The organism is Streptomyces sp. NPDC045967 (assembly GCF_056430495.1).
Window position 1 is genome coordinate 357,509 of the sequence record NZ_JBWKLE010000005.1, and the last position, 22,630, is coordinate 380,138.

Consider the following 22,630-nt stretch of genomic DNA (forward strand, 5'->3'; position numbering starts at 1 on the left):
GGGCCATGACCGAGAACTTCCGCCGCGAAGGCGCCGAGTACCCGCAGGAGCACCCGCCCACCGCCCCCGGCTGGCACGAGGCGCACCGGCCGCCGGTGATCCGGGGCGAGACGGTCGCCCCGGTGGCCGCCGGCCACAGCGGCGGTACGGGCGGCGACACGAGCGGCGGCGACAGCGGCGGCACGCGCGCCGGCGGGGACGGCGCCGGCATCCCGCCGGGGCCGGCGCACGCCGCCCCCGCCCGGCGGGCGAAGAAGCCCGGCGCCCTCCTCGCCGCCGTCGCCCTCGCCGCGGCCGTGGTCGGCGGCGGCACCGCGGCCGCCGTCCAGCAGCTGACGGGCGCCCCGGGCGCGACCGGCGCCGGCGCGGTCAGCGGGACGAACGTCTCCCGGTCCAGCACCGGCACGGTCTCCGGCGTCGCCGAGCAGGCGAGCCCCTCCGTGGTCCGCATCGACACCCGCACCGGCTCCGGCCAGGGCACCGGCTCCGGCATCGTCATCACCGCCGACGGCGAGATCGTCACCAACAACCACGTCGTCAGCGGCGCCTCCGAGATCCGGGTGACGACGAGCGACGGCAAGACGTACACCGCCAAGACCGTCGGCACCGACCCCGACAAGGACCTGGCCCTGATCGAGCTCCAGGACGCCCGCGGCCTCACACCCGCCGTGCTCGGCGACTCCGGCAGCCTCAAGGTGGGCGACGAGGTCGTCGCCATCGGCTCCCCCGACCGCCTCACGGGCACCGTCACCAGCGGCATCGTCTCCGCCCTCGAGCGGGAGGTGAACGTCGCCAAACCCGAGCAGCAGTCCCGTCGGCAGCAGGGCGACGGCTGGCCCTTCTCGTACGGCGGGCAGCAGTTCAACGGCGATCCCGGCTCGGACACGGCCACCTACAAGGCCATCCAGACGGACGCCTCCCTCAACCCGGGCAACTCGGGCGGCGCCCTGTTCGACATGAACGGCAAGGTCGTGGGCATGCCCTCGGCGATCTACTCGCCGAGCAGCGGCAGCGCAGCCGGCAGCGTCGGGCTCGGCTTCGCCATCCCGGTCGACACCGTCAAGGCCGACCTGGACTCCCTGCGCAAGGGCGGCCCCGGCGGCGCGGACACCGGCGGCAGCGGCAGTGGCAGCGGCGGTTCCGCCTTCGGCTACGGCACCTCCTCCTAGCCCGTCGTGCGAGGCTGGAGGCGCCCGTCCGCTCCGCACACGACTCTGGGGGACCACCCGTGCATCCCACCGAAGGCGACCAGCACCGGATCCTCGTCGTCGACGACGAGCCGGCCGTCCGCGAGGCCCTGCGCCGCAGCCTCGCCTTCGAGGGGTACGCCGTCCAGACCGCGGTCGACGGGATCGACGCCCTGGAGAAGACGGCCTCGTACGCCCCCGAACTGATCGTCCTCGACATCCAGATGCCCCGGATGGACGGCCTGACGGCCGCCCGGCGGCTGCGCGCCGCCGGCAGCGTCGTCCCGGTCCTGATGCTCACCGCCCGCGACACCGTCGGCGACCGCGTCACCGGACTCGACGCGGGCGCCGACGACTACCTGGTCAAGCCCTTCGAGCTGGACGAGCTCTTCGCCCGCGTCCGCGCCCTGCTCCGCCGCAGCTCCTACGCCGCCCAGCAGAGCGGCGGCGAGGACACCGAGGACGCGCTGACCTTCGGCGACCTGCGCATGGACCTGGCCACCCGCGAGGTCACCCGGGCCGGGCGCCCGGTGGAGCTGACCCGCACCGAGTTCACCCTGCTGGAGATGTTCCTCGCCCACCCGCGCCAGGTCCTGACCCGCGAGCAGATCCTCAAGACCGTCTGGGGCTTCGACTTCGAGCCCAGCTCCAACTCCCTGGACGTGTACGTGATGTACCTGCGGCGCAAGACCGAGGCGGGCGGCGAGCCCCGCCTGGTGCACACCGTGCGCGGAGTGGGCTACGTCCTGCGGGCCGGCGAGAGCGGACCGGAGTGAACCCCGCCGCCGGATTCCGCGCCCTGCCGCTGCGCTCCCGCCTCGCGCTGCTGGTGGCGGTGGCGGTGGCGCTGGCCGTGGCGGCCGTGGCCGCGGTGTCGTGGGTGATGGTGCGCTCCCAGCTCCGCGACCAGCTCGACAGCTCGCTGCGGGCCACCAACGCGGTCGCCCAGGCCCAGCAGGTGTTCGAGGCGTCCGGGGGCCGGTGCATCGCCGGCAGCTCCGTGTCCGACCGGGCGCCCAACAACCTCAGTGCCCAGGTGCAGGTCGTCCTGCCCGACGGCCGGCAGTGCTGGGTCGACGGCAAGAGCACCCTCACGGTCACCGGGACCGAGCTGGAGGTGGCCAAGCGGCTGCGGGGCGCCGCGCTCTACGACTCGACCACCTCCGACGCCGTGGCCGTGCGCGTCTACACCCAGCCCGCCGTCGTGAACGGCGTGCCGGCCGCACTGTCCGTGGCCAAGCCGCTCGGCGACATCGAGAAGCCGCTGTCCACCCTGGCCTGGGTGCTGCTGCTGGTGTGCGGCATCGGCGTGGTCGGGGCGGGCGCGGCCGGACTGTGGGTGGCCCGGACCGGCCTGCGGCCCGTCGACGAACTGACGGGCGCGGTCGAGCACATCGCCCGTACCGAGGACCTCACCGTCCGGATCCCCGACGACGGCGACGACGAGATCGCCCGCCTGTCGCGCTCCTTCAACTCCATGACGGCGGCCCTGGCCTCCTCCCAGGAACGCCAGGCGCAGCTGATCGCCGACGCCGGGCACGAGCTGCGCACACCGCTGACCTCGCTGCGGACCAACATCGAGCTGCTGGCGCGCAGCGAGGACACCGGCCGTGCCATCCCGCCCGAGGACCGTAGGGAGCTGCTCGCCTCGGTGAAGGCGCAGATGACCGAGCTCGCCGCGCTGATCGGCGACCTGCAGGAGCTGTCCCGCCCGGACGCCGTGTCCCCCGGGCCGCTGGAGGTGGTGGCCCTGCACGAGATCGCCGGGGCCGCGCTGTCCCGGGCCCGGCTGCGCGGCCCGGAGCTGGAGTTCGGCTCCGACCTGGAGCCCTGGTACGTACGGGGCGAGGCGGCCGCGCTGGAGCGGGCGGTGGTCAATGTTCTGGACAACGCGGTGAAGTTCAGCCCGCCGGGCGGCGCGGTGGAGGTGACGCTGCGGGCGGGTGAGCTGCGCGTACGGGACCACGGCCCGGGGATCCCGGCCGAGGACCTCCCGCACGTCTTCGAGCGGTTCTGGCGCTCGCCCTCGGCGCGCGCCCTGCCCGGGAGCGGCCTCGGCCTGTCGATCGTGGCCCGTACGGTGGCCCGCGCGGGCGGGAGCGCCGAGCTGCGGGCGGCGGCGGACGGCGGCCCGGGGGCGGAGGCGGTGCTGCGCATCCCCGGGGCGCCGTCCCCTCCGCCCGGGACCTCAGTTGTGCCGGATCAGTGAGGCGACCAGGCCGGAGCGGGTGTTCGGGAAGTCCATCGGCACGATGCCGAGCCCGGTCCGGCCGGCCATCTCAGCGCCGTCGACGAAGGCGTGGACCTGCGGGTTGAGACGGTCGGAGTTCCAGCGCGGCGGCATGTACGCCGAGGTGCTGACGTAGTTCACGAAGAGCCGGCCGGGCTGCTGGACGGCCTTGCGGAAGTGGTTCTCGATCATGCCCCGCTTGGCGAAGGGCTCGGCGTTCCAGTCGTCCTGGATGTCGAAGACGGTGCCGTCGCCGTAGCGCAGACCGGGCAGTCCGCCGTTGTCGGCGAGCAGGACCACCTTGCCGCGGGCCTGGCCCAGCGTGGGCAGGGTGTCGGCGATCCGGAACAGCGGGCGCCATCCGCGGCGGTCGAGGTAGTCGTCGAAGACGGCGCGGAAGGCGGCGTCGCTCTCTGCGGAGTACTCCTGCTTGACGCGCATCAGGACGGTCTCGCCCGGGTGTGCGGCGAGGAAGTTCCCGCAGGCGACGAGGACGTCCCCGAACATCAGGTCCTGGAAGAAGGCGGCGTGGTGGATGGCGAAGGAGCCGCCCGTCACCCGGCAGCGGACGTCGAGGAACCGGATGCCGGAGTCGAGCTGCTGGGCGATCGAGGTGTTCTGGCAGGCGACGTAGAGACCGCCCTTGGTGGCGCCGGAGTCGTGCGTGCCGGGAAGGGTCATCCGCTGGAGGGGCGTCGCGTCGCCGAGGCCGGCCATCCAGTCCTGGGTGCCCAGTGCGGTGGCCGCGGCGGGCGGTGCCGCGAGGCCGACGGCCACGCCCGCCGCCAGTGCCCCCGCCCCGGTCAGGAACCTCCGCCGGTCCAGCCCCCGTCCGGTTCCCGTGCCGGTGCCCGTGTCCGTGTCCGTGCTCGTGCCGATGCCCATGTCCGCCCCTTTGCCGACCCAGTCGTGGGACCGGATTATGGCGTGCGGCAGCGGCCTTTACTACCCGTCGGTAGAGGCGGTTCCTTGCGACAACTTGCCTGCGGGGCGGGCGAGTTGGGGCACATCGGGCGAGGTTGCACGCGGCAGGCCCTACCGGCCCGCGCCCGCGCCCGCACCCTCGCCCCCGTCCTCCCCCTCGTCCGCCAGCAGTCCCGTCATCATCCGCAGCCCCCGGACGATCGCCCGCCCGTCGGGGGTCTGCTCCGGGTCGGTGAGGTGCTGGACCATCACCCCGGTCAGCAGCGCGAGGTGCACCGACCCGAGGGCCCGTACGTCCTCCTCGGCGACGGCCTCCTCGGACACCCCGAGCAGCTGGGCGGCCACCATCCGGCGGGACCCGCGCTGCCCCTCGGCGAGGGTGGCCAGCAGTTCCGGAGAGGACTGCGCGTGCACGAACGCCTCGACGTTGGCGATCCACAGCCAGCGCATGTCGCCGAAGTCCCGGATCTTGCGGTCCCAGGTGTCGGCGTAGCGCCGCGCGGCCGTCGCGCCCTGCCCGGCGAGCCTGCCCGACCCCGCGGCCCACTCGTCCATCGCGGCGAAGAGCGCCTGGTTGAGCAGCGCCTCCCGCGATCCGAAGTGGTAGCCGATCGCGGCCATGCTCACCTTCGACGCCGTGGCGATGTCGCGCACGGTCGTCCGCAGGTACCCCTTCTCCTCAAGGCAGCGCCGGGCTCCGGCCAGCAGGTCCTCGCGATTTCCCATGGCGGGATCGTATCCGCGGCAGGTTTTGGGCAAGCGCCCTAGACGTATGTATTGCGCGCTTGCCCAAGTCCTGGCAGGGTGGAGCCACCGGCACTGATCCACGGGCCAACGGGAGGCACGCGCCATGCGCCACGAGCTGAAGATCGACGACCGGACCCTGTCCTACCTTGACTTCGGGGGCACCGGCCGCCCGCTGCTCGCCCTGCACGGCGGCCTCTCCGAAGCGGCCGCCTACACCGGCCTGGCCGCCGCTCTGCGCGACGAGTGGCGGGTCATCGCCCCCGACCAGCGCGGCCACGGCGACTCCGACCGCACACCCGCCTATGACCGCGAGGGCTACGTGGGCGACGCCGTCGCCCTCCTGGAACACCTCGATCCGGGCGGCCCCGTGCCCGTGCTCGGCTTCTCCCTCGGCGGCACCAACGCCTACCACCTGGCCGCCGCCCGCCCCGACCTGGTCTCCGCGATGGTCATCGTGGACTCCCCCGTGGAGGTCGCGCCCAAGGACGGCCCCGACTTCTGGGCCTTCCTGCACGACCTCCCCTACACCGCGCCGACCCGCGAAGAACTCATCACCGCCCTCGGGCCGATGGGGCCCACCTACGCCCCCGCGCTGCGCCCCGAGGGCGACGGCTGGCGGCTGCCCTTCCACCCGCAGGACACCCTCACCACCCTCGCCGGGTCCTACGGCGACCGCTGGGACGTCTGGCTGGCGAGCACGTGCCCGGCGCTGCTGATCCACGGCCTGCGCAGCGAGGCGCTCTCCCGGGAGCTGGCCGACGCGATGGTCTCCCGGCGGCCCCGGACCGCGTACACCGCCCTGGACACCGAGCACTTCGTGCCCTTCCAGGATCCGGAGGGCTTCAACCGGGCCGTCCGGTCCTTCCTCGCGACCCTGTAGGCGCAGCGGGAACGCCGGAGGGGCGGCGGGCCCTGTAGGCCCACCGCCCCTCCGGGCGTGCGGTAACGCGGGTGACGCGGGTGCCTCGGCTGCTACTTGACGACCGTGATCCGGTCCGCCGCCGGGGGCACGATCGGGTTCGCCGCGGTCGACTTGCCCAGGTAGGCGTTGAAGCAGTCCAGGTCGGAGGCGCCGACCAGCTTGTTCTTGTGCTCCTTCAGGACGGTGAAGCCGTCACCGCCGCCCGCGAGGAACTCGTTCATCGCGACCCGGTAGGTCCGGGCGGGGTCGATCGCCGCGCCGTTCAGCCTCACCGAGTCCACGACGACGCGGTCCGCACCGGACCTGGTCATGTCGAGGGTGTACGTGAAGCCCTTGGACACCTGGAGGATCTTCGGGCTGGCGCCGTTGACCGGGCCGCTCACCTGCTGCTGGAGCGCGGTGATCAGCTGCGCACCGGTCAGGTCCACGATGTTCATCATGTTGCTGAACGGCTGGACGGTGTAGGACTCGCCGTACGTCACCACACCGTCGCCCTCGGCCCCGGACGCCTTGTAGGCGAGGTCGGCACGGATGCCACCCGGGTTCATGAGGGCCAGCTGCGCGCCACCCTTGTCGGCCGGGGCGAGCGCGTCGAGCTGCGCGTCGGCGATCAGGTCGCCGAGCGGCTTCTCCGGCGCCTCCGAGCCGCGGCCCGGGATGTCGGCCGAGATGAAGCCCTGCGGGCGGTTCGCGATCGGGGCCGCGAGCTCGCTCCACCGCTGGATCAGCTCGGTCATGTCCGCGGCCTTGGGCTGGTCGCGGCTGACGAGCTTGTTGACCGGCTTGGGCGAGCTGACCGGCGTACGGACGATGTCCTTGGTCTGCCGGTCGTAGGTCAGCGTGGTGTCCGTGAACAGCCGGCCGTAGGAGGCGGCCGAGGTCACCATGCGCGGGTTGCCCGCCGGGTCGGGGATGGTGCAGGCGTACGCCTGGTGCGTGTGGCCGGTGACCAGCGCGTCGACCTTCGGGTCGAGGTTCTTGGCGATGTCCACGATCGGACCGGAGATGCCGGCGCCGGCGCCCGGGGTGTCGCAGTCGTAGTTGTACGCGCCGCTCGCGGGCAGTCCGCCCTCGTGGATCAGCGCGACGATCGACTTCACGCCCTGCTTGTTCAGCTCGGCGGCGTACTTGTTGACCGTCTCGACCTCGTCCTCGAACTTCAGGCCCTTGACGCCCTCGGCGGTGACGATGTCCGCGGTGCCCTCCAGGGTGACGCCGATGAAGCCGATCTTCACGTCCCCCTTCTTCCAGATGAAGGTGGGGTTCATCATCGGACGCTTGGTCTTCTCGTCCGTGACGTTCGCGGCGAGGAACTTGAACTCGGAGCCGGTGAACTCCTTGCCGGGCTCGAAGCAGCCCTCGACCGGGTGGCAGCCGCCGTACGCCATGCGGCGCAGCTCGGCCTTGCCCTCGTCGAACTCGTGGTTGCCGACGCCGGTGACGTCCAGGTCGAGCTTGTTCAGCGCCTCGATGCTCGGCTCGTCGTGGAAGAGCCCGGACAGCATCGGGCTGCCGCCGATCATGTCGCCCGCGGCGGCGGTGACGGAGTACTCGTGGCCCTTGCGGGCTTCGCGCAGGCTGGTGGCGAGGTACTCGACACCGCCCGCGGGTATGGCCTTGGTGGTGCCGTCGGCCTGACGCTCGGTCACGTTGCCGGAGGAGCCCTGCGCGGGCTCGAGCGTGCCGTGGAAGTCGTTGAACGACAGCAGCTGCACGTCGACGGTCCGGCTCTTGGCGGCACCACCACCACTCGCGGCGCCGGCCGGCAGAGCGGCGGCGACCATCGCCCCGGCCCCTGCCGTGACAGCGAGAGCGGTGAGGGTCAACCGGCGGGTGCGGCGGTGCCGTTGTGGCGTCGCTGACATTTAGTCCCCTTTGTGGACAGCGATACGAACTTGGGAGGTCGGCCGCAGCCTATGGTCAACGCGCGTAGCACGACAGGGGGTAACGGGTATCGAGGTGGTTACGCACAGAAGACGGACCCCCGCCCGGGGCCGCACCCGCCCGGCCGCCCGCCGCGGTCGTAGGCTCAAGCCATGACTGACGCAGCAGCGGCCCTGGAGCCGGGACGGCAGATTGAGACCCTCGACGAGCTGACGGAGGAACAGGCCGGGGCGGTCCTGGCCCTCATCGAGGACGCGGCACGCACCGACGGCACCACCGCCGTGTCCGAACAGGGCCGCCTCCAGCTCCGCGGCGGACCGCGCCCGGGCATCCGGCACTTCCTGCTCACCGAGAGCGGCCGGCTCTGCGGGTACGGGCAGCTGGAGGACACCGACCCGGTGGAGGCCCCCGCCGCCGAGCTCGTCGTCCACCCCTCGCTGCGCGGCCGCGGCCACGGGCGGGCCCTGGGCACGGCCCTGCTGGCCGCCTCCGGCAAGCGGATCCGGGTGTGGGCGCACGGCGGCAAGTCCGCTGCCCGGCACCTGGCGCAGGTGCTCGGCCTGACCCTCTTCCGCGAGCTGCGCCAGCTGCGCCGCCCGCTCGGCCCGGACGCCGACCCGCTGCCGGAGCCGGTGCTCCCGGCGGGCGTGACCGTACGGACCTTCGTGCCCGGCGCCGACGACGCGGCCTGGCTCGCGGCGAACGCCGCCGCCTTCGCCCACCACCCCGAGCAGGGCTCGCTCACCCAGCGGGACCTGGACGACCGGATCGCCCAGCCGTGGTTCGACCCGGAGGGGTTCTTCCTCGCGGAGCGGGCCGGGGAACTGGTCGGCTTCCACTGGACGAAGATCCACCGGGCCGAGCAGCTGGGCGAGGTCTACGTGGTCGGCGTCCGCCCCGGCGCCCAGGGCGGCGGCCTCGGCAAGGCCCTGACCACGATCGGCCTGCGCCACCTCGCCGCGGCGGGCCTCCCCACGGCGATGCTGTACGTCGACGCCGACAACCCCTCGGCCCTGGCCGTCTACGAACGCCTGGGCTTCACGACGCACGAGGTGGACCTGATGTACCGCACGGAAAGCTGACACCCCCCGGGGGAACCGGTTCGGCCCCGCGGAGGTGCGGGGCCGGGGCACTCCGGAGTGTCTCCTCGGCTCGCGCCCAAACCCCCGCCTGCGAACGCCCCGCCCGGCTCGCGCGCTCGTCCTGCGGCGCCCCTCCTCCGCGCCCCCGCCCCACGCCCCGGCTTCGTCAGCCGAGGGGTGTGGGCCGTGCAGGGGTGTCCTGCAGGACGAGCGCGCAACCCGGCCCCGGCACGTCAATCCGCCTCAGCGCGCGAGCCGAGGAGACACCCCGGAGGGGCCCCGCACCCCCGCCCCCAACCGAACGGGCCCAAGGGCCCCTCCCAGCCCCGCCGGCGTTTGAGGCGCGGGTGCCCGGGGACTCTTCCACCTCCGCCCACGCTTGAGGCGCAGGGGCCCGCGGATCTTCCACCCCCGCCCACGCTTGAGGCGCAGGGGCCCGCGGATCTTCCAGCCCCGCCGGCGTTTGAGGCGCGGGGGCCCAGGGACTCTTCCACCCCCGCCCGCGCTTGAGGCGCAGGGACCCGGGGACTCTTCCAGCCCCGCCGGCGCTTGAGGCGCAGGGGCCCGGGGATCTCCCACCCCCGCCCGCGCTTGAGGCGCAAGGGCCCAGGGACTCTTCCAGCCTCGCCGACGCTTGAGGCGCAGGGGCCCGGGGATCTTCCACCCCCGCCCGCGCTTGAGGCGCAGGGGCCCGGGGACTCTTCCAGCCCCGCCGGCGTTTGAGGCGCGGGGGCCCGGGGGCGGCGCCCCCGCAACGGCGCCGCACCCGCACACCCCGGCCCAGGCTCCGGCCAACGGCCCGGCCCCGGCACGGCCCCGCACCCCGAACGCCACGCGCCATTCACCACCCATTCAGACGCGCTTGCGACCCTCCCCGCATGCACCCCCGACTCCAACCGCCGGCCGACGCTTCCGACGCGCCTGTCCTGCCCCTCGCGCGGAAGAATGGAGTCATGAGCCACAAGCCCAGCGCCGGGCCCACCGAGGTCCCCGCCCAGCACCCGTCCCCCACGTCCTCCTCCCCCGCGGGAACGCCCGGCCTGGCCGTCACCGGCGCCCACGCGCGCATCGGCTCCATCAGCGCGCACCGCCCGCATGTCGACCTCGAGCCGGACCTCGACGCCGACCTGGACTCCTACGACGACAAGGACGGCGGCGAACTGCCGCCCGGCCGCTTCCTCGACCGCGAGCGCAGCTGGCTCGCCTTCAACGAGCGGGTGCTGGAGCTCGCCGAGGATCCGACGACCCCCCTGCTGGAGCGCGCCAACTTCCTGGCGATCTTCGCCAGCAACCTCGACGAGTTCTTCATGGTCCGCGTGGCCGGCCTCAAGCGCCGCATCGCGACCGGCGTCGCCACCCGTTCGGCCTCAGGGCTCCAGCCCCGTGAGGTGCTGGACCTCATCTGGACGCGCTCGCGCGAGCTCATGGCCCGCCACGCCGCCTGCTTCCAGCAGGACATATGCCCGGCCCTGGCCGAGGAGGGCGTCCACCTCATCCGCTGGCCCGACCTCACCGAGAAGGAGCAGGCGCGGCTCTTCACCCTGTTCCGCAACCAGATCTTCCCGGTGCTGACCCCGCTGGCCGTCGACCCCGCGCACCCCTTCCCGTACATCTCGGGCCTCTCGCTGAACCTGGCCGTGGTCGTGCGCAACCCGGTCAGCGGCCACCGCCACTTCGCCCGGGTCAAGGTCCCCCCGCTCCTCTCCCGCTTCCTGGAGGCCTCCCCGCAGCGCTACGTCCCGCTGGAGGACGTCATCGCCGCGCACCTGGAGGAGCTGTTCCCCGGCATGGAGGTGCTCGCGCACCACATGTTCCGCGTCACCCGCAACGAGGACCTGGAGGTGGAGGAGGACGACGCCGAGAACCTGCTGCAGGCCCTGGAGAAGGAGCTCATGCGGCGCCGTTTCGGCCCGCCGGTGCGCCTGGAGGTCGAGGAGTCCATCGACCCGGGCGTACTCGACCTGCTGGTGCAGGAGCTGAAGGTCAACCCCTCCGAGGTGTACCCGCTGCCCGGCCCGCTGGACCTGACGTCCCTGTTCGGGATCGCCTCGCTGGACCGGCCCGAGCTGAAGTTCCCCAAGTTCGTCGCCGGCACGCACCGGGACCTGGCCGAGGTGGAGTCCGCGTCCGCTCCGGACATCTTCGCCGCGCTGCGCGAGCGGGACGTGCTGCTGCACCACCCGTACGACTCCTTCTCCACCTCGGTGCAGGCCTTCCTGGAGCAGGCCGCCGCCGACCCGGACGTCCTCGCGATCAAGCAGACGCTCTACCGCACCTCCGGCGACTCCCCGATCGTGGACGCCCTGATCGACGCCGCCGAGGCCGGCAAGCAGGTGCTCGTACTCGTGGAGATCAAGGCCCGGTTCGACGAGCAGGCCAACATCAAATGGGCGCGCAAGCTGGAGGAGTCCGGCTGCCACGTCGTCTACGGGCTCGTCGGCCTCAAGACCCACTGCAAGCTGTCGCTCGTCGTGCGCCAGGAGGGCGACCAGCTGCGCCGCTACTCGCACGTGGGCACCGGCAACTACCACCCCAAGACGGCCCGGCTGTACGAGGACCTCGGCCTGCTCACCGCCGACCCGCAGGTCGGCGCGGACCTCTCCGACCTGTTCAACCGGCTGTCGGGCTACTCGCGCCGCGAGACCTACCGCCGGCTGATGGTGGCGCCCCGCTCCCTGCGGGACGGGCTGATCGCCCGCATCGACAAGGAGGCCGTCCACCACCTGGCCGGGCGCCCCGCGTACGTGCGCCTGAAGATGAACTCGATCGTCGACGAGGCCCTGATCGACGCGCTCTACCGGGCCTCCCGGGCGGGTGTGCCCGTGGACATCTGGGTGCGCGGCATCTGCGCGGTGCGCCCCGGGGTGGCAGGGCTGTCGGAGAACATCCGGGTCCGTTCGATCCTCGGCCGCTTCCTGGAGCACTCCCGGGTCTTCGCCTTCGGCAACGGCGGCGAACCCGAGGTGTGGATCGGCAGCGCCGACATGATGCACCGCAACCTCGACCGCCGCATCGAGGCCCTGGTCAGGGTCGCCGATCCGGCCCACCGCGCGGCCCTGGACCGGATGCTGGAGACCGGCATGTCGGACGCCACCTCCTCCTGGCACCTGGGCCCGGACGGCGGATGGACCCGGCACAGCACGGACGCCGAGGGCCAGCCGCTGCGGCACGTACAGGAGATGCTCATAGACGCCCGGAGGCGCCGGCGTGGCTCAGTCAAACCATGACCCGATGGCAATGACGGTATGCGCGGGTGACGTGCTCGGCACGTACCTGCGCACCCAGGCCACCGCCTTCCTGCGCGGGCTTCGGCTGCACGCGGAGTGGGGCTCCCCCCGGGCGGAGTCCTGGGCGGGGGCCGAGGCGGCGGGGGGCGGTGATGCGACGCGCGGCCTGCGGGGGGCGGCGCGCCGGATCAGCGGATCCCTGGCCACCTTCCGGCCGGTGACCGAGTCCTCCTGGGCGGACGGCCTGCGCACCGAGCTGGTGTGGTTGTCCTCGACGCTGGCCGGGGAGCAGGCGTACGCCACCCGGCTGGCGCGGCTGCTGGAGGCGCTGCACCGGCTGTCGGGCCCGGCGGAGGTCCCGGCGCCGCGCGGGACCGAGGGCGCGCTCGCGGTAGGCTCGGCGCGGGCGGCCGCGCTGCTGGAGCGCCGGCTCACCCTGGCCCGCGCCCGCGCCCACTCGGCGACCCTCGAGGCCCTCGGCTCGGCCCGTTTCCACGCGGTGGCGGACGCGGTGGCGGTGCTGGCCTCGGAGGTACCGCTGGATCCGGTGGCGGCCGGCGGACGCGCCGAGGACGTGCTGGTGCCGCTGGCGCAGATGGCCGAAAGCCGTCTGTCGGCGGCGGTGCGGGCGCTGCCCCCGGCGGAGGTTGCCCACCCATACGACGCCGACCACGACCGGTCCTGGCACGACGTACGCCGCCTGCTGCGGGCCCACCGCTACGCGCGGGAGGCGCTCGGCGGGGACGTGGCGCGCGCGGCGGCCGCGGGCGAGGCGCTGGACCGCCACCGGGACGCGGCGGAGGCGGCGACCGCCTCGGCGGCGGCGGCCCGGACCCCGCGGATCGCCCCGGCCACCGCCTACGCGTTGGGGATCCTGCACGCGGACCAGCGGCACGCGGTGGGAACCGCCCGCCTCGACTTCCGGCGCATCTGGCTGCCGGCCCCCGTGGACGCGCGCGACCCGGTCGGGTTGACAAGGAGGTGACGGACGGTGACAGCGGTGTGCCGCCGCGCCGGAGCGCACCGGGCCGTCCGCCACGGTTCACCGTGCGTTCACTCGGGCCGGTCGGCCACTTCACCTGATCTGACTAGTTTCTGTCGTGCAAGGTGAGAGCCGCCCGGAGCCCGAGCGGCTCGGCCCGGCAGACGACGCAGTCCTCTTCGCACGCCGCCCCGACACGGAAAGCGGTCGGCGGCTTCTGGAAGGAACACCCGAAAGTGAAGCTTCAGCGCAAGAACATGCTTCGTGCCTCCGCCCTCGGGGCGCTTGTCGTGTCCGGCGCCCTGGTCCTCACGGCGTGCGGCTCGGACGACAACACGAAGACGGCCGACGGCTCGACGAAGCCCGCCGCCGCGGCCGGTGACATCGCGTGCGCCGACGCCAAGGGCAAGCTCCTCGCCTCGGGCTCCTCCGCGCAGAAGAACGCGGTCGAGCTGTGGGTGAAGAACTACATGGCCGCCTGCCCCGGCGTCGAGGTGAACTACAAGTCCTCCTCCTCCGGTGAGGGCATCGTCGCCTTCAACCAGGGCACGGTCGGTTTCGCCGGCTCCGACTCGGCGCTGAAGCCGGAGCAGGTCGAGGAGTCGAAGAAGATCTGCACCGGCGGCCAGGGCATCAACCTGCCGATGGTGGGCGGCCCGGTGGCCCTCGGCTTCAACGTCGCCGGCGTGGAGAAGCTGAACCTCGACGCCGCCACGATCGCCAACATCTTCAACGACAAGATCAAGAAGTGGGACGACGAGGCGATCAAGAAGCTGAACCCGGGCGTCACGCTCCCGGCGACCGCGATCCAGGCCTTCCACCGCTCCGACGACTCCGGCACCACCGAGAACGTCACCAAGTACCTCAAGGCCGCCGCCCCCGACGCCTGGCCGCACGAGCCCGCCAAGAAGTGGGCCGCTCCCGGCGGCCAGGCCGCCTCCGGCTCCGCCGGCGTCGCCTCCCAGGTCAAGCAGGTCGACGGCTCGATCGGTTACTTCGAGCTCTCGTTCGCCGGCTCGCAGGGCATCAAGACGGTCGACCTGAACACGGGCGCCGCCGCCCCGGTCGCGGCCACCGGCGAGAACGCCTCCAAGGCCATCGCCGCCGCCAAGATCTCCGGTACCGGCTCCGACCTGGCCCTGAAGCTGGACTACACCACCAAGGCCGAGGGCGCCTACCCGCTGGTCCTGGTGACCTACGAGATCGTCTGCGACAAGGGCAACAAGGCGGAGACCCTGCCGACCGTCAAGTCCTTCCTGAACTACACCGCCTCGGACGCGGGCCAGAAGGTCCTCCTCGACAACGGCTACGCGCCCATCCCCGCCGAGATCAACGCCAAGGTCCGCGAGGCGATCGGCAAGCTCGGCTAGTTCCCTCTCGGTGCCGGGCGGAACCCCGTCCGGTCCGCCCGGCACCCCGAGAGCCCTCCCCCTCCGCCCAGGGGGATCCGGTGCACCGCCGCCAGGGGGCCCGCCCCCCACACAGACCGGAAAGACCATGGCTTCCACCACCACCACGCAGCTGGACACGGCTCCGCCGGCCGTCCGGAGCAAGGGATCCACCGGCCGCGCCGGTGACAAGATCTTCGCCGGGCTCTCCAAGGGCTCCGGCATCCTGCTCCTGGCGATCATGGCGTCGATCGCCGCCTTCCTCACCTACCGCGCCGCGATGGCCCTGTCGAAGAACGAGGGGAACTTCCTCACCACCTTCGACTGGAACGCGTCGGCGAACCCGCCCGTCTTCGGCATCGCCGTCCTGCTCTTCGGCACCGTCGTCAGCTCGATCATCGCGATGGCCATCGCGGTTCCGATCGCCGTCGGCATCGCCCTGTTCATCTCGCACTACGCGCCGCGCAGGCTGGCCGCCCCGCTCGCCTACGTGGTCGACCTGCTGGCCGCCGTGCCGTCGATCATCTACGGCATCTGGGGCGCCCTGTTCCTCGTCCCGCACCTGGCGGGCCTGAACCTGTGGCTCGACCAGTACCTGGGCTGGACGTACGTCTTCGACAAGACCCAGGTGGGCGTCGCCCGCTCGCTCTTCACCGTCGGCATCCTGCTCGCCATCATGATCCTGCCGATCGTGACCAGCGTCAGCCGCGAGGTCTTCCTCCAGGTCCCGCGCATGAACGAGGAGGCCGCCCTGGCCCTCGGCGCGACCCGCTGGGAGGTCATCCGGATGTCCGTGCTGCCCTTCGGCCGCTCCGGTGTCATCTCCGCCTCGATGCTCGGCCTCGGCCGCGCGCTCGGCGAGACCATGGCCGTCGCGACCGTCCTGTCCCCGAGCTTCCTGATCTCCTTCCACGTCCTCAACCCGGGCGGCGGCACCTTCGCGCAGAACATCGCGGCGAAGTTCGACGAGGCCAACGAGTTCGGCCGGGACGCGCTGATCGCCTCCGGCCTGGTCCTCTTCCTGCTCACCCTGCTGGTCAACGGCGCGGCCCGCCTGATCATCGCGCGCCGCAAGGACTTCTCGGGGGCGAACGCCTGATGAGCCACGCACTCCAGGACCGGCGGCCCGACCGCGCCACGAAGTCCGCCGCACCCACCACCCTCACCCGCGGCGGCCTGCCCCGCTGGGCCCCCACCGGCATCGCCGTCCTCTCGCTCGCCCTCGGCAGCGGCGCCGGCCTCGCCTTCGGCCTGCACAGCAAGGTCCAGTGGGGACTGATCGCATCCCTGCTCTTCGTCGGCATCACCTACGCCGCCAGCTCGATCGTCGAGAACCGCCGCCAGGCCAAGGACCGCGTCGCGACCTCCGTCGTATGGGTCTGCTTCGTCCTCGCGGTGATCCCGCTGCTGTCCCTGATGTGGACCACCGTCAGCCGCGGCATCGGGCTCCTCGACGGCACCTTCCTCACCCACTCCATGAACGGCGTGACCAGCTTCGACGAGGGCGGCGGCGTCTACCACGCCCTGCTCGGCACCATCGAGCAGGTCGCCCTGGCGACCCTGATCGCCGCGCCGGTCGGCCTGCTGACCGCGGTCTACCTGGTCGAGTACGGCAAGGGCGCGCTCGCCCGGTCCGTGACCTTCTTCGTCGACGTCATGACCGGCATTCCCTCCATCGTCGCGGGCCTGTTCATCCTGACGACCTGGAACCTGATGCTCGGCTTCGGCCCCTCCGGCTTCGCCGGCGCCATGGCCCTGTCGATCCTGATGATGCCGGTCGTGGTCCGCTCCACCGAGGAGATGCTCAAGCTCGTCCCGAACGAGCTGCGCGAGGCCGCCCTCGCCCTCGGCGTGCCGAAGTGGCGCGTGATCCTCAAGGTCGTGCTCCCCACCGCGATCGGCGGCATCTCCACCGGCGTCATGCTGGCCGTGGCCCGCATCGCCGGTGAGACCGCGCCGATCATGCTGCTGGTCTTCGGCTCCCAGCTCATCAACGGCAACCCCTTCGAAGGCGCCCAGTCCTCGCTCCCGCTCTACATCTGGGAGCAGTACAAGGTCGGCAGTGAAGCCTCCTACGACCGGGCATGGGCCGCAGCGCTCGTCCTGATCGCCTTCGTCATGATCCTCAACCTGGTGGCCCGCGGCATCGCCCGCTGGAAGGCCCCGCAGACCGGTCGCTGACGCGACCGCACGAAAGCGAAGTGACCCCCATGGCGAAGCGAATCGACGTCAGCGGACTGTCCGCCTTCTACGGCGGCCACAAGGCCATCGACGACATCTCGATGACGGTGGAGCCCCGCTCCGTGACCGCCTTCATCGGCCCGTCCGGCTGCGGCAAGTCCACCTTCCTGCGCACCCTGAACCGCATGCACGAGGTCACCCCCGGCGGCCGCGTCGAGGGCAAGGTGCTCCTGGACGACGAGAACCTGTACGGCGCGGGCGTGGACCCGGTCGCGGTCCGCCGCACGGTCGGGATGGTCTTCCAGCGCCCGAACCCCTTCCCCACCATGTCGATCTTCGACAACGTGGCGGCGGGCCTGCGCCTGAACGGCTCCTTCAAGAAGGCCGAGCTCGCGGACGTCGTGGAGAAGTCCCTGCAGGGCGCCAACCTCTGGAACGAGGTCAAGGACCGCCTGAACAAGCCCGGCTCCGGGCTTTCCGGCGGCCAGCAGCAGCGCCTGTGCATCGCCCGCGCCATCGCGGTCGAGCCGCAGGTCCTGCTGATGGACGAGCCCTGCTCGGCCCTCGACCCGATCTCCACCCTCGCCATCGAGGACCTGATCGGCGAGCTGAAGGAGCGCTTCACGATCGTCATCGTGACGCACAACATGCAGCAGGCGGCCCGCGTCTCGGACCGCACCGCCTTCTTCAACCTCTCCGCGGTCGGCCAGCCCGGCAAGCTCGTCGAGATCGACGACACCGACCGGATCTTCTCCAACCCCTCCGTCCAGGCGACCGAGGACTACATCTCGGGCCGCTTCGGCTAGAGCGGCTCCACGCGGCCCCGCCGCGTGGCCACAGGCGTCCTGCGGTGCTGCATGGCGGTGCCACCGCACGGCGGAGGAAAGAAGCGGGCCGGCTCCCCCCGGGTGGGGGGAGCCGGCCCGCTCTTCGTTGGCGCGCCGGCGCTACAGGAAGGCGAGGTTGACGATCCAGAAACTGATCGCGGCCACCAGGGCCGCGGCCGGCATGGTGATGAACCAGCCCAGGATGATGTTCTTGGCGACGCCCCAGCGCACCGCGTTCACCCGCTTGGTCGCGCCCACACCCATGATCGCCGAGGTGATCACGTGGGTGGTGGAGATCGGCGCGTGGAAGAGGAACGCCGAGCCGAACATGATCGAGGCGCCGGTGGTCTCCGCCGCGAAGCCCTGCGGCGGGTCCAGCTCGATGATCTTGCGGCCGAGCGTGCGCATGATGCGCCACCCGCCCGCGTACGTACCCAGCGACAGCATCACGGCGCAGGCGACCTTGACCCAGATCGGGATGGCGGCGTCCGCGGTCTGCACATCGGCGATGACCAGCGCCATCACCACGATGCCCATCGTCTTCTGCGCGTCCTGCAGGCCGTGGCCCAGCGCCATGGCCGCCGCCGAGACCGTCTGCGCGATCCGGAAGCCGCGCTTGGCCTTGTGCGGGTTGGCGCGGCGGAACATCCACAGGATGGCCACCATCACCAGGTAACCGGCGACCAGGCCGACCACCGGCGAGACGAACATCGGGATGACGACCTTGTCGACCACGCCGTCCCACAGGACGCCGATGCCGCCGGCCAGCGCCGCGCCCACCATGCCGCCGAACAGCGCGTGCGAGGAGGACGACGGAAGACCGAAGTACCAGGTGATCAGGTTCCAGACGATCGCGCCGACCAGCGCCGCGAACAGGATCCACATCCCCCGGTTGCCGTGGGGCGTCTCGATCAGACCCTTGCTGACCGTCTTGGCGACCCCGCTGCCCAGGAAGGCGCCGGCGAGGTTCATCACGGCGGCCATCGCGAGTGCCGCGCGCGGGGTCAGCGCCCGCGTCGAGACGGAGGTCGCGATGGCGTTCGCGGAGTCGTGAAAACCATTCGTATACGTGAAGCCGAGCGCGACACCGATGGTCACGACCAGAGCGAAGGTGTCCACGAGGTTCAGGACTCCTTGACCGCGATGGTCTCCACCGTGTTCGCGACGTGCTCGAACGCGTCGGCCGCCTCTTCGAGCACGTCGACGATCTGCTTGAGCTTCAGCACCTCCATGGCGTCGTACTTGCCGTTGAAGAGCTGGGCGAGCAGCTTGCGGTGGATCTGGTCGGCCTGGTTCTCCAGACGGTTGACCTCGATCCAGTACTCGGTGAGGTTGTCCATCGTCCGCAGGTGGGGCATGGCCTCGGCGGTCAGCTCGGCCGCGCGCGCCAGCACCTCGATCTGCTGCTCGACACCCTTGGGGAGCTCCTCCACGTTGTAGAGGACGACCAGGTCGACCGCCTCCTCCATGAAGTCCATGATGTCGTCGAGCGACGAGGCGAGGTTGTAGATGTCCTCGCGGTCGAAGGGCGTGATGAAGGAGGAGTTGAGCTGGTGGAAGATCGCGTGGGTCGCGTCGTCCCCAGCGTGCTCCGCAGCCCGCATCCGCTCCGCGATCTCGGCCCGGGCGGACGATTCCGCTCCGAGCAGTTCCATCAGGAGCTTGGAGCCCGTGACGATGTTGTCCGCTGACGCGGCGAACATGTCGTAGAAGCTCGTCTCCCTGGGGGTCAGACGAAATCGCACGTGAGGTCCTCGGGGTGCATTGGATTCGGACAGGCTGATGCTAGGCGCATGTCCCGGCCACGGCTAACCGGCGGTTCCCCAGTGTCCTCCATCGGGCAGAGTGAGGACCACGGACCCCCGCCGAAGCGGGCCGGGGCCCGGTAACCTATACCCACGAGGGGTATGTGCCCTTCGTTCCGGACCACGGGAGGACCGCATGACGACCATCGAGGCGGAGGGTTCCCACGACGGCGGCGCCGTACACGGCTACCACCACCAGAAAGACGAGCACCTCAAGCGACTGCGCCGGATCGAGGGCCAGATCCGCGGTCTCCAGCGGCTCGTCGACGAGGACGTCTACTGCATCGACATACTCACCCAGGTCTCGGCGAGCACGAAGGCGCTGCAGTCCTTCGCCCTCCAGCTCCTGGAGGAGCACCTGCGCCACTGCGTGGCCGACGCCGCCGTGCAGGGCGGCGGGGAGATCGACGCGAAGGTGGAGGAGGCCACGAAGGCCATCGCACGCCTCCTGCGCACCTGACGCGGCAGCCGGCCGGCGGCCCCAGCGGCGGCAGCGGTCGCTGCGGGTGACCAGCCCGGTGGCCGGCCCGGTGACCGGGCAGCGGTCAGCGGTCAGCGGTCAGCCCGACCAGATGCCCATCAGCACTTCGTCGATCCGGTCCTGGCTGAGCCGCTCCTCCGCGGCCGCCGAGGCCGCGATGATCAACTCGCCGCAGAGCTCGATCTCGGCGAGCGCCACATGATCCTGCACCGTCGTACCGCCTGCGGGAGTCACGCGTGTCACCTCTATCTGCCGTCTTCGGACGTCGGCGCTCGTCTTCTCAGCCTAGGGAGCGCACGGCCCGCGGCGCATGACACGGATGGACCATTTCCGGATACCGGCCATGGCCCGACCGCACCGCTACCCGGCGATCTTCCCGGCGTAAATGTCCCCGCTTGCGGGCAATACGACGGTCACCGGCGTCCCGAATCCGTACAGCAGCGTGGTCGAGGAGACATCGATCACGCCATTGTTGACGTAGGTGAACCGGTGGCGGACCTTCCGCAGCCGCCCCTCCTCGTCCAGGTAGACGTCGAACGGCACGGTGTCCGTGGTAAACCCTTTCGCCGCCGCCTCCAGCGCCCCGCGGAACTCCGCCGACGCAACGGCCGCGGCCCGCCCGATGTCGGTGGTCCCCCGGTAGTGCCGCACCTTCGTACCGGCCACCTCGGTCTCCCCGACGTAGGTCGCCTCCCGCACGCCCCGCAGCAGCTCGGCCGCGACCTGCGGATCGGTGGCCCCGCCCGTGACCAGGTTCCCGTCGGCGAGGGTCGTGGCATCGACCCGCACCCACTTGTCGTCGGGCACGCCCGCGCCCCGGTTCTTCATGTAGAGCGCGCCCGGCACCAGCAGCTCGGTGATGGGCCGGTGCTCGGCCTTGCCCTTCACGTCGGCCGGGAGCATCACCAGCAGCTGCCCCATCCGGTTCCTGAAGTCGACTCCGCCCTCACCGCGGATGGTGACCCTGGTCCCGCCGGTGGCCATCTCCATGGCCGTACGGGCCCGCGCACTACCCGTCTTCGTCAGCGCGTCGGCGGCCCCGCGGACCACCGCCGCCGCGTCCGCGGGGGGCCGGTCGTCACCGCCGGCGTCCGCGCACCCGCCGATCGCCAGGGCCGCCAGGGTGACGCCGACGGCGAGCACCGCCCCACCCGCACGCTCGCGCCGCCGCCTGTGCTGGTGCACCACCATCGCCTGCCAACCCCCAACGCATGACCGCTGCTTGCCCGAGGCCCCCACCCGCTCCGGTTAACGAGGTCAGGGGTTTCCCGTCACGGCCCACTCCGCTCCCCGGCCCCGTCGCGGCCCCGGTACCGTGGAGGCGTGGATCCGCACACGAGAGCGCCCCTCGCCCGTCCGCTTCCCGCCGCCGTGCCGCACCAGCCCGGGGCGCCCGCTCCCGGGTCCGCCGGCGCTCACACCGCTTCGACCGCCGACCGCGGGGCGTTCTGCCTGGCCGTCTGCACCTGCGGCTGGAAGGGGCCGGCCCGTCGCTCGCGCGACCTGGCCCGCAAGGACGCCGCCCGGCACGGCGCCGGCCGTCCGGAAGCGCCCGGACAGCCGGGGGACGGCGGGGGTGCGTAGCCCGTTCGGACGGCCCGGCTGGCCCCGTCCCGCCGGAGCGGATGCCCTGGAGTCATGCCAGGACCCGCAGCCCGCCTCGCGGCCCTCCTCTGGGCCCTGCTCCTCTCGCTGGCCCCGGCCGCCGCGGCCTCGGCCCGCTCGGTCGGCTCGGCGGACGGTCCCGCCGACGTGGCCCTGGCCATCGGACTCACCGGCGCCGCGGCCGCCGCCACGGGCCTGTGGCTGCGCTCCCGCTACCGCCGCGACGCCGACCCGACCGACACCGACGGCGGCGACCGGTGACCCCGCGCTCCCGCCCCACGGCGGTCCGCCTGCTCTTCGGCGCGGCCGGCCTGTGCCTGGTGGTGGCCCTGCTGCTGTCGGCGTGGAACTCGTACTAGTGCCGTGACCGGGCGGTCCCCTTCCCGATCAGGCAGGGGGTCGCTTCAGGCGGCGAGGTCGCTCTCGTGCGGGCGCTGGCCGGCCGGCGGGGTCTGGGCCTGCGCCAGGTCGACCGGCAGGGGCCGCGGCCGGTGCTTGGCCCGGACGAGCCGCCCCAGGCGCCGGGAGCCGGCCACCGCGCGCACCAGCGGGGTCAGCAGCGCCATCGCGAGCGGCGCGAGCACCAGGACGACGGCGGTGCCGAGCGCGAAGGCGCCGATCACGTCGGTGGGGTAGTGCGCACCCGCGTACACCCGGCAGGCGCCCTCGGCGGAGGCCAGGGCGATCCCGACCAGCCCGAGCCGGCGGTGGGCGAGGAACAGGCCCACCGCGAGGGCCATGGCGAGGGTGGCGTGGCCGCTGACGAAGGAGAAGTCGGCGCCGGGCAGTACCGGTCCGAAGCCCGTTCCGGTGCCCGGGTCGAGCACCTCGAGCCCCTCGTGCTGCCTGAACGGCCGCGGCCGGCCCACGAATTCACGCAGGGGCGCGGTCACGAGCAGCGCCAGCCCGGCCGCCAGCGGGGCCCACACCAGCGCCGCGAAGGACTCGGCGGCCGTGCTCTCGTCCTGGCGGCGGGCACCGTGCCAGCACCACAGGACCAGCAGCACGAGGGTCAGGGGGATCCCGTACTCACCGGCCAGGACGACCGTCCGGTCCACCCAGTCCGGCGCGCGCAGGGCCAGTCCGTTGATCTCGTACAGCAGGCTGACATCCACGTTCGGCCCACCGGTCGTGAGTCCAGCCATGGTGATGCGGCCC

Annotated in this window: 22 protein-coding genes; 14 read left to right on the forward strand and 8 right to left on the reverse strand. The window is 72.3% G+C overall.

Features of this window, described 5'->3' with window-relative positions; translation table 11 throughout:
- The first annotated feature begins 5 nt into the window (after positions 1-5).
- Genes AC07FY_RS14540 through AC07FY_RS14550 form a run of 3 tightly spaced genes read left to right on the forward strand, consistent with a single transcriptional unit; the run spans position 6 to position 3,396 of the window.
- Positions 6-1,169 (forward strand): S1C family serine protease, encoded by a 1,164-nt coding sequence (locus AC07FY_RS14540; RefSeq protein ID WP_479005365.1) that lies wholly within the window; start codon positions 6-8, stop codon positions 1,167-1,169.
- A gap of 59 nt (positions 1,170-1,228) precedes the next feature.
- Positions 1,229-1,963 (forward strand): response regulator transcription factor, encoded by a 735-nt coding sequence (locus AC07FY_RS14545; RefSeq protein WP_479005368.1) that lies wholly within the window; start codon positions 1,229-1,231, stop codon positions 1,961-1,963.
- Positions 1,960-3,396, forward strand: coding sequence for a HAMP domain-containing sensor histidine kinase (locus tag AC07FY_RS14550; RefSeq protein ID WP_479005370.1), 1,437 nt, complete (start codon positions 1,960-1,962; stop codon positions 3,394-3,396). The genes AC07FY_RS14545 and AC07FY_RS14550 overlap by 4 nt, the downstream gene beginning before the upstream one ends.
- Here the strand turns inward: AC07FY_RS14550 and AC07FY_RS14555 are convergent.
- A complete protein-coding gene (locus AC07FY_RS14555) occupies positions 3,376-4,302 on the reverse strand; it encodes a phosphatidylinositol-specific phospholipase C (protein ID WP_479005373.1) in 927 nt (308 codons plus the stop codon). The two genes, AC07FY_RS14550 and AC07FY_RS14555, sit on opposite strands and share 21 nt — an antisense overlap.
- Before the next feature lie 150 nt (positions 4,303-4,452).
- Complete coding sequence (locus AC07FY_RS14560) at positions 4,453-5,067, reverse strand: TetR/AcrR family transcriptional regulator (protein WP_479005376.1); 615 nt, start codon at positions 5,065-5,067, stop codon at positions 4,453-4,455.
- A gap of 124 nt (positions 5,068-5,191) precedes the next feature.
- Here AC07FY_RS14560 and AC07FY_RS14565 point away from each other — a divergent pair, with 124 nt between their 5' ends.
- Positions 5,192-5,968 carry an alpha/beta fold hydrolase gene (locus AC07FY_RS14565; RefSeq protein WP_479005379.1) on the forward strand — a complete coding sequence of 259 codons (777 nt, stop codon included), beginning with the start codon at positions 5,192-5,194 and terminating at the stop codon, positions 5,966-5,968.
- 92 nt (positions 5,969-6,060) lie between these two features.
- Here the strand turns inward: AC07FY_RS14565 and AC07FY_RS14570 are convergent, their stop codons facing one another.
- On the reverse strand, positions 6,061-7,875 hold the full coding sequence (locus AC07FY_RS14570; protein ID WP_479005382.1) for a bifunctional metallophosphatase/5'-nucleotidase: 1,815 nt from the start codon (positions 7,873-7,875) through the stop codon (positions 6,061-6,063).
- 171 nt (positions 7,876-8,046) lie between these two features.
- Between AC07FY_RS14570 and mshD the strand changes: the two genes are divergently transcribed.
- From mshD to pstB, 7 genes are all read left to right on the forward strand, one after another.
- Positions 8,047-8,976: a mycothiol synthase gene (gene mshD, locus AC07FY_RS14575; protein WP_479005385.1), complete on the forward strand. Its 930-nt coding sequence runs from the start codon at positions 8,047-8,049 to the stop codon at positions 8,974-8,976.
- Between the two features lie 953 nt (positions 8,977-9,929).
- On the forward strand, positions 9,930-12,203 hold the full coding sequence (locus AC07FY_RS14580; RefSeq protein WP_479005388.1) for an RNA degradosome polyphosphate kinase: 2,274 nt from the start codon (positions 9,930-9,932) through the stop codon (positions 12,201-12,203).
- A gap of 4 nt (positions 12,204-12,207) precedes the next feature.
- A complete protein-coding gene (locus AC07FY_RS14585) occupies positions 12,208-13,188 on the forward strand; it encodes a CHAD domain-containing protein (protein ID WP_479005391.1) in 981 nt (326 codons plus the stop codon).
- A 233-nt stretch (positions 13,189-13,421) separates the two neighbouring features.
- A complete protein-coding gene (pstS, locus tag AC07FY_RS14590; RefSeq protein ID WP_479005393.1) occupies positions 13,422-14,555 on the forward strand; it encodes a phosphate ABC transporter substrate-binding protein PstS in 1,134 nt (377 codons plus the stop codon).
- 127 nt (positions 14,556-14,682) lie between these two features.
- Positions 14,683-15,672 (forward strand): phosphate ABC transporter permease subunit PstC, encoded by a 990-nt coding sequence (gene pstC / locus AC07FY_RS14595; protein ID WP_479005396.1) that lies wholly within the window; start codon positions 14,683-14,685, stop codon positions 15,670-15,672.
- Entirely contained in the window at positions 15,672-16,754 is a 1,083-nt protein-coding gene (gene pstA / locus AC07FY_RS14600) for a phosphate ABC transporter permease PstA (RefSeq protein WP_479005398.1), read from the forward strand. Before pstC ends, pstA begins: the two co-directional genes overlap by 1 nt.
- Positions 16,755-16,783: 29 nt before the next feature.
- Complete coding sequence (gene pstB, locus AC07FY_RS14605) at positions 16,784-17,560, forward strand: phosphate ABC transporter ATP-binding protein PstB (RefSeq protein WP_479005401.1); 777 nt, start codon at positions 16,784-16,786, stop codon at positions 17,558-17,560.
- 141 nt (positions 17,561-17,701) lie between these two features.
- Here the strand turns inward: pstB and AC07FY_RS14610 are convergent, their stop codons facing one another.
- Together AC07FY_RS14610 and AC07FY_RS14615 are read right to left on the reverse strand one after the other, a co-directional pair.
- Positions 17,702-18,700 (reverse strand): inorganic phosphate transporter, encoded by a 999-nt coding sequence (locus AC07FY_RS14610; protein WP_479005404.1) that lies wholly within the window; start codon positions 18,698-18,700, stop codon positions 17,702-17,704.
- A gap of 5 nt (positions 18,701-18,705) precedes the next feature.
- Entirely contained in the window at positions 18,706-19,326 is a 621-nt protein-coding gene (locus AC07FY_RS14615) for a DUF47 domain-containing protein (protein ID WP_384374331.1), read from the reverse strand.
- 196 nt (positions 19,327-19,522) lie between these two features.
- Here AC07FY_RS14615 and AC07FY_RS14620 point away from each other — a divergent pair, with 196 nt between their 5' ends.
- Complete coding sequence (locus tag AC07FY_RS14620; protein WP_479005407.1) at positions 19,523-19,846, forward strand: metal-sensitive transcriptional regulator; 324 nt, start codon at positions 19,523-19,525, stop codon at positions 19,844-19,846.
- A gap of 99 nt (positions 19,847-19,945) precedes the next feature.
- Here the strand turns inward: AC07FY_RS14620 and AC07FY_RS14625 are convergent, their stop codons facing one another.
- The gene (locus AC07FY_RS14625; protein WP_199808149.1) at positions 19,946-20,101 is read right to left on the reverse strand and encodes a hypothetical protein; all 156 of its coding nucleotides are present in this window, start codon (positions 20,099-20,101) and stop codon (positions 19,946-19,948) included.
- Positions 20,102-20,227: 126 nt separating this feature from the next.
- Complete coding sequence (locus tag AC07FY_RS14630; RefSeq protein WP_479005410.1) at positions 20,228-21,058, reverse strand: SCO4651 family lipoprotein; 831 nt, start codon at positions 21,056-21,058, stop codon at positions 20,228-20,230.
- A 132-nt stretch (positions 21,059-21,190) separates the two neighbouring features.
- Here AC07FY_RS14630 and AC07FY_RS14635 point away from each other — a divergent pair, with 132 nt between their 5' ends.
- A complete protein-coding gene (locus AC07FY_RS14635; protein ID WP_479005413.1) occupies positions 21,191-21,451 on the forward strand; it encodes a hypothetical protein in 261 nt (86 codons plus the stop codon).
- A gap of 54 nt (positions 21,452-21,505) precedes the next feature.
- Positions 21,506-21,733 carry a hypothetical protein gene (locus AC07FY_RS14640; RefSeq protein WP_479005416.1) on the forward strand — a complete coding sequence of 76 codons (228 nt, stop codon included), beginning with the start codon at positions 21,506-21,508 and terminating at the stop codon, positions 21,731-21,733.
- A 143-nt stretch (positions 21,734-21,876) separates the two neighbouring features.
- On the opposite strand, the gene AC07FY_RS14645 is transcribed toward AC07FY_RS14640, so the two are convergent.
- Entirely contained in the window at positions 21,877-22,617 is a 741-nt protein-coding gene (locus AC07FY_RS14645) for a phosphatase PAP2 family protein (RefSeq protein WP_479005419.1), read from the reverse strand.
- Positions 22,618-22,630: the final 13 nt, after the last annotated feature.

Coding starts and splice junctions, on each gene's coding strand:
- AC07FY_RS14645 (WP_479005419.1), bottom strand. CDS start 22,617: ATGGCTGGACTCACGACCGGTGGGCCGAACGTGGATGTCAGCCTGCTG.
- pstC (WP_479005396.1), top strand. CDS start 14,683: ATGGCTTCCACCACCACCACGCAGCTGGACACGGCTCCGCCGGCCGTC.
- AC07FY_RS14640 (WP_479005416.1), top strand. CDS start 21,506: ATGCCAGGACCCGCAGCCCGCCTCGCGGCCCTCCTCTGGGCCCTGCTC.
- AC07FY_RS14620 (WP_479005407.1), top strand. CDS start 19,523: ATGACGACCATCGAGGCGGAGGGTTCCCACGACGGCGGCGCCGTACAC.
- AC07FY_RS14560 (WP_479005376.1), bottom strand. CDS start 5,067: ATGGGAAATCGCGAGGACCTGCTGGCCGGAGCCCGGCGCTGCCTTGAG.
- AC07FY_RS14555 (WP_479005373.1), bottom strand. CDS start 4,302: ATGGGCATCGGCACGAGCACGGACACGGACACGGGCACCGGCACGGGA.
- pstB (WP_479005401.1), top strand. CDS start 16,784: ATGGCGAAGCGAATCGACGTCAGCGGACTGTCCGCCTTCTACGGCGGC.
- AC07FY_RS14580 (WP_479005388.1), top strand. CDS start 9,930: ATGAGCCACAAGCCCAGCGCCGGGCCCACCGAGGTCCCCGCCCAGCAC.
- AC07FY_RS14630 (WP_479005410.1), bottom strand. CDS start 21,058: ATGGTGGTGCACCAGCACAGGCGGCGGCGCGAGCGTGCGGGTGGGGCG.
- AC07FY_RS14565 (WP_479005379.1), top strand. CDS start 5,192: ATGCGCCACGAGCTGAAGATCGACGACCGGACCCTGTCCTACCTTGAC.
- AC07FY_RS14585 (WP_479005391.1), top strand. CDS start 12,208: ATGGCAATGACGGTATGCGCGGGTGACGTGCTCGGCACGTACCTGCGC.
- AC07FY_RS14540 (WP_479005365.1), top strand. CDS start 6: ATGACCGAGAACTTCCGCCGCGAAGGCGCCGAGTACCCGCAGGAGCAC.
- mshD (WP_479005385.1), top strand. CDS start 8,047: ATGACTGACGCAGCAGCGGCCCTGGAGCCGGGACGGCAGATTGAGACC.
- pstA (WP_479005398.1), top strand. CDS start 15,672: ATGAGCCACGCACTCCAGGACCGGCGGCCCGACCGCGCCACGAAGTCC.
- AC07FY_RS14570 (WP_479005382.1), bottom strand. CDS start 7,875: ATGTCAGCGACGCCACAACGGCACCGCCGCACCCGCCGGTTGACCCTC.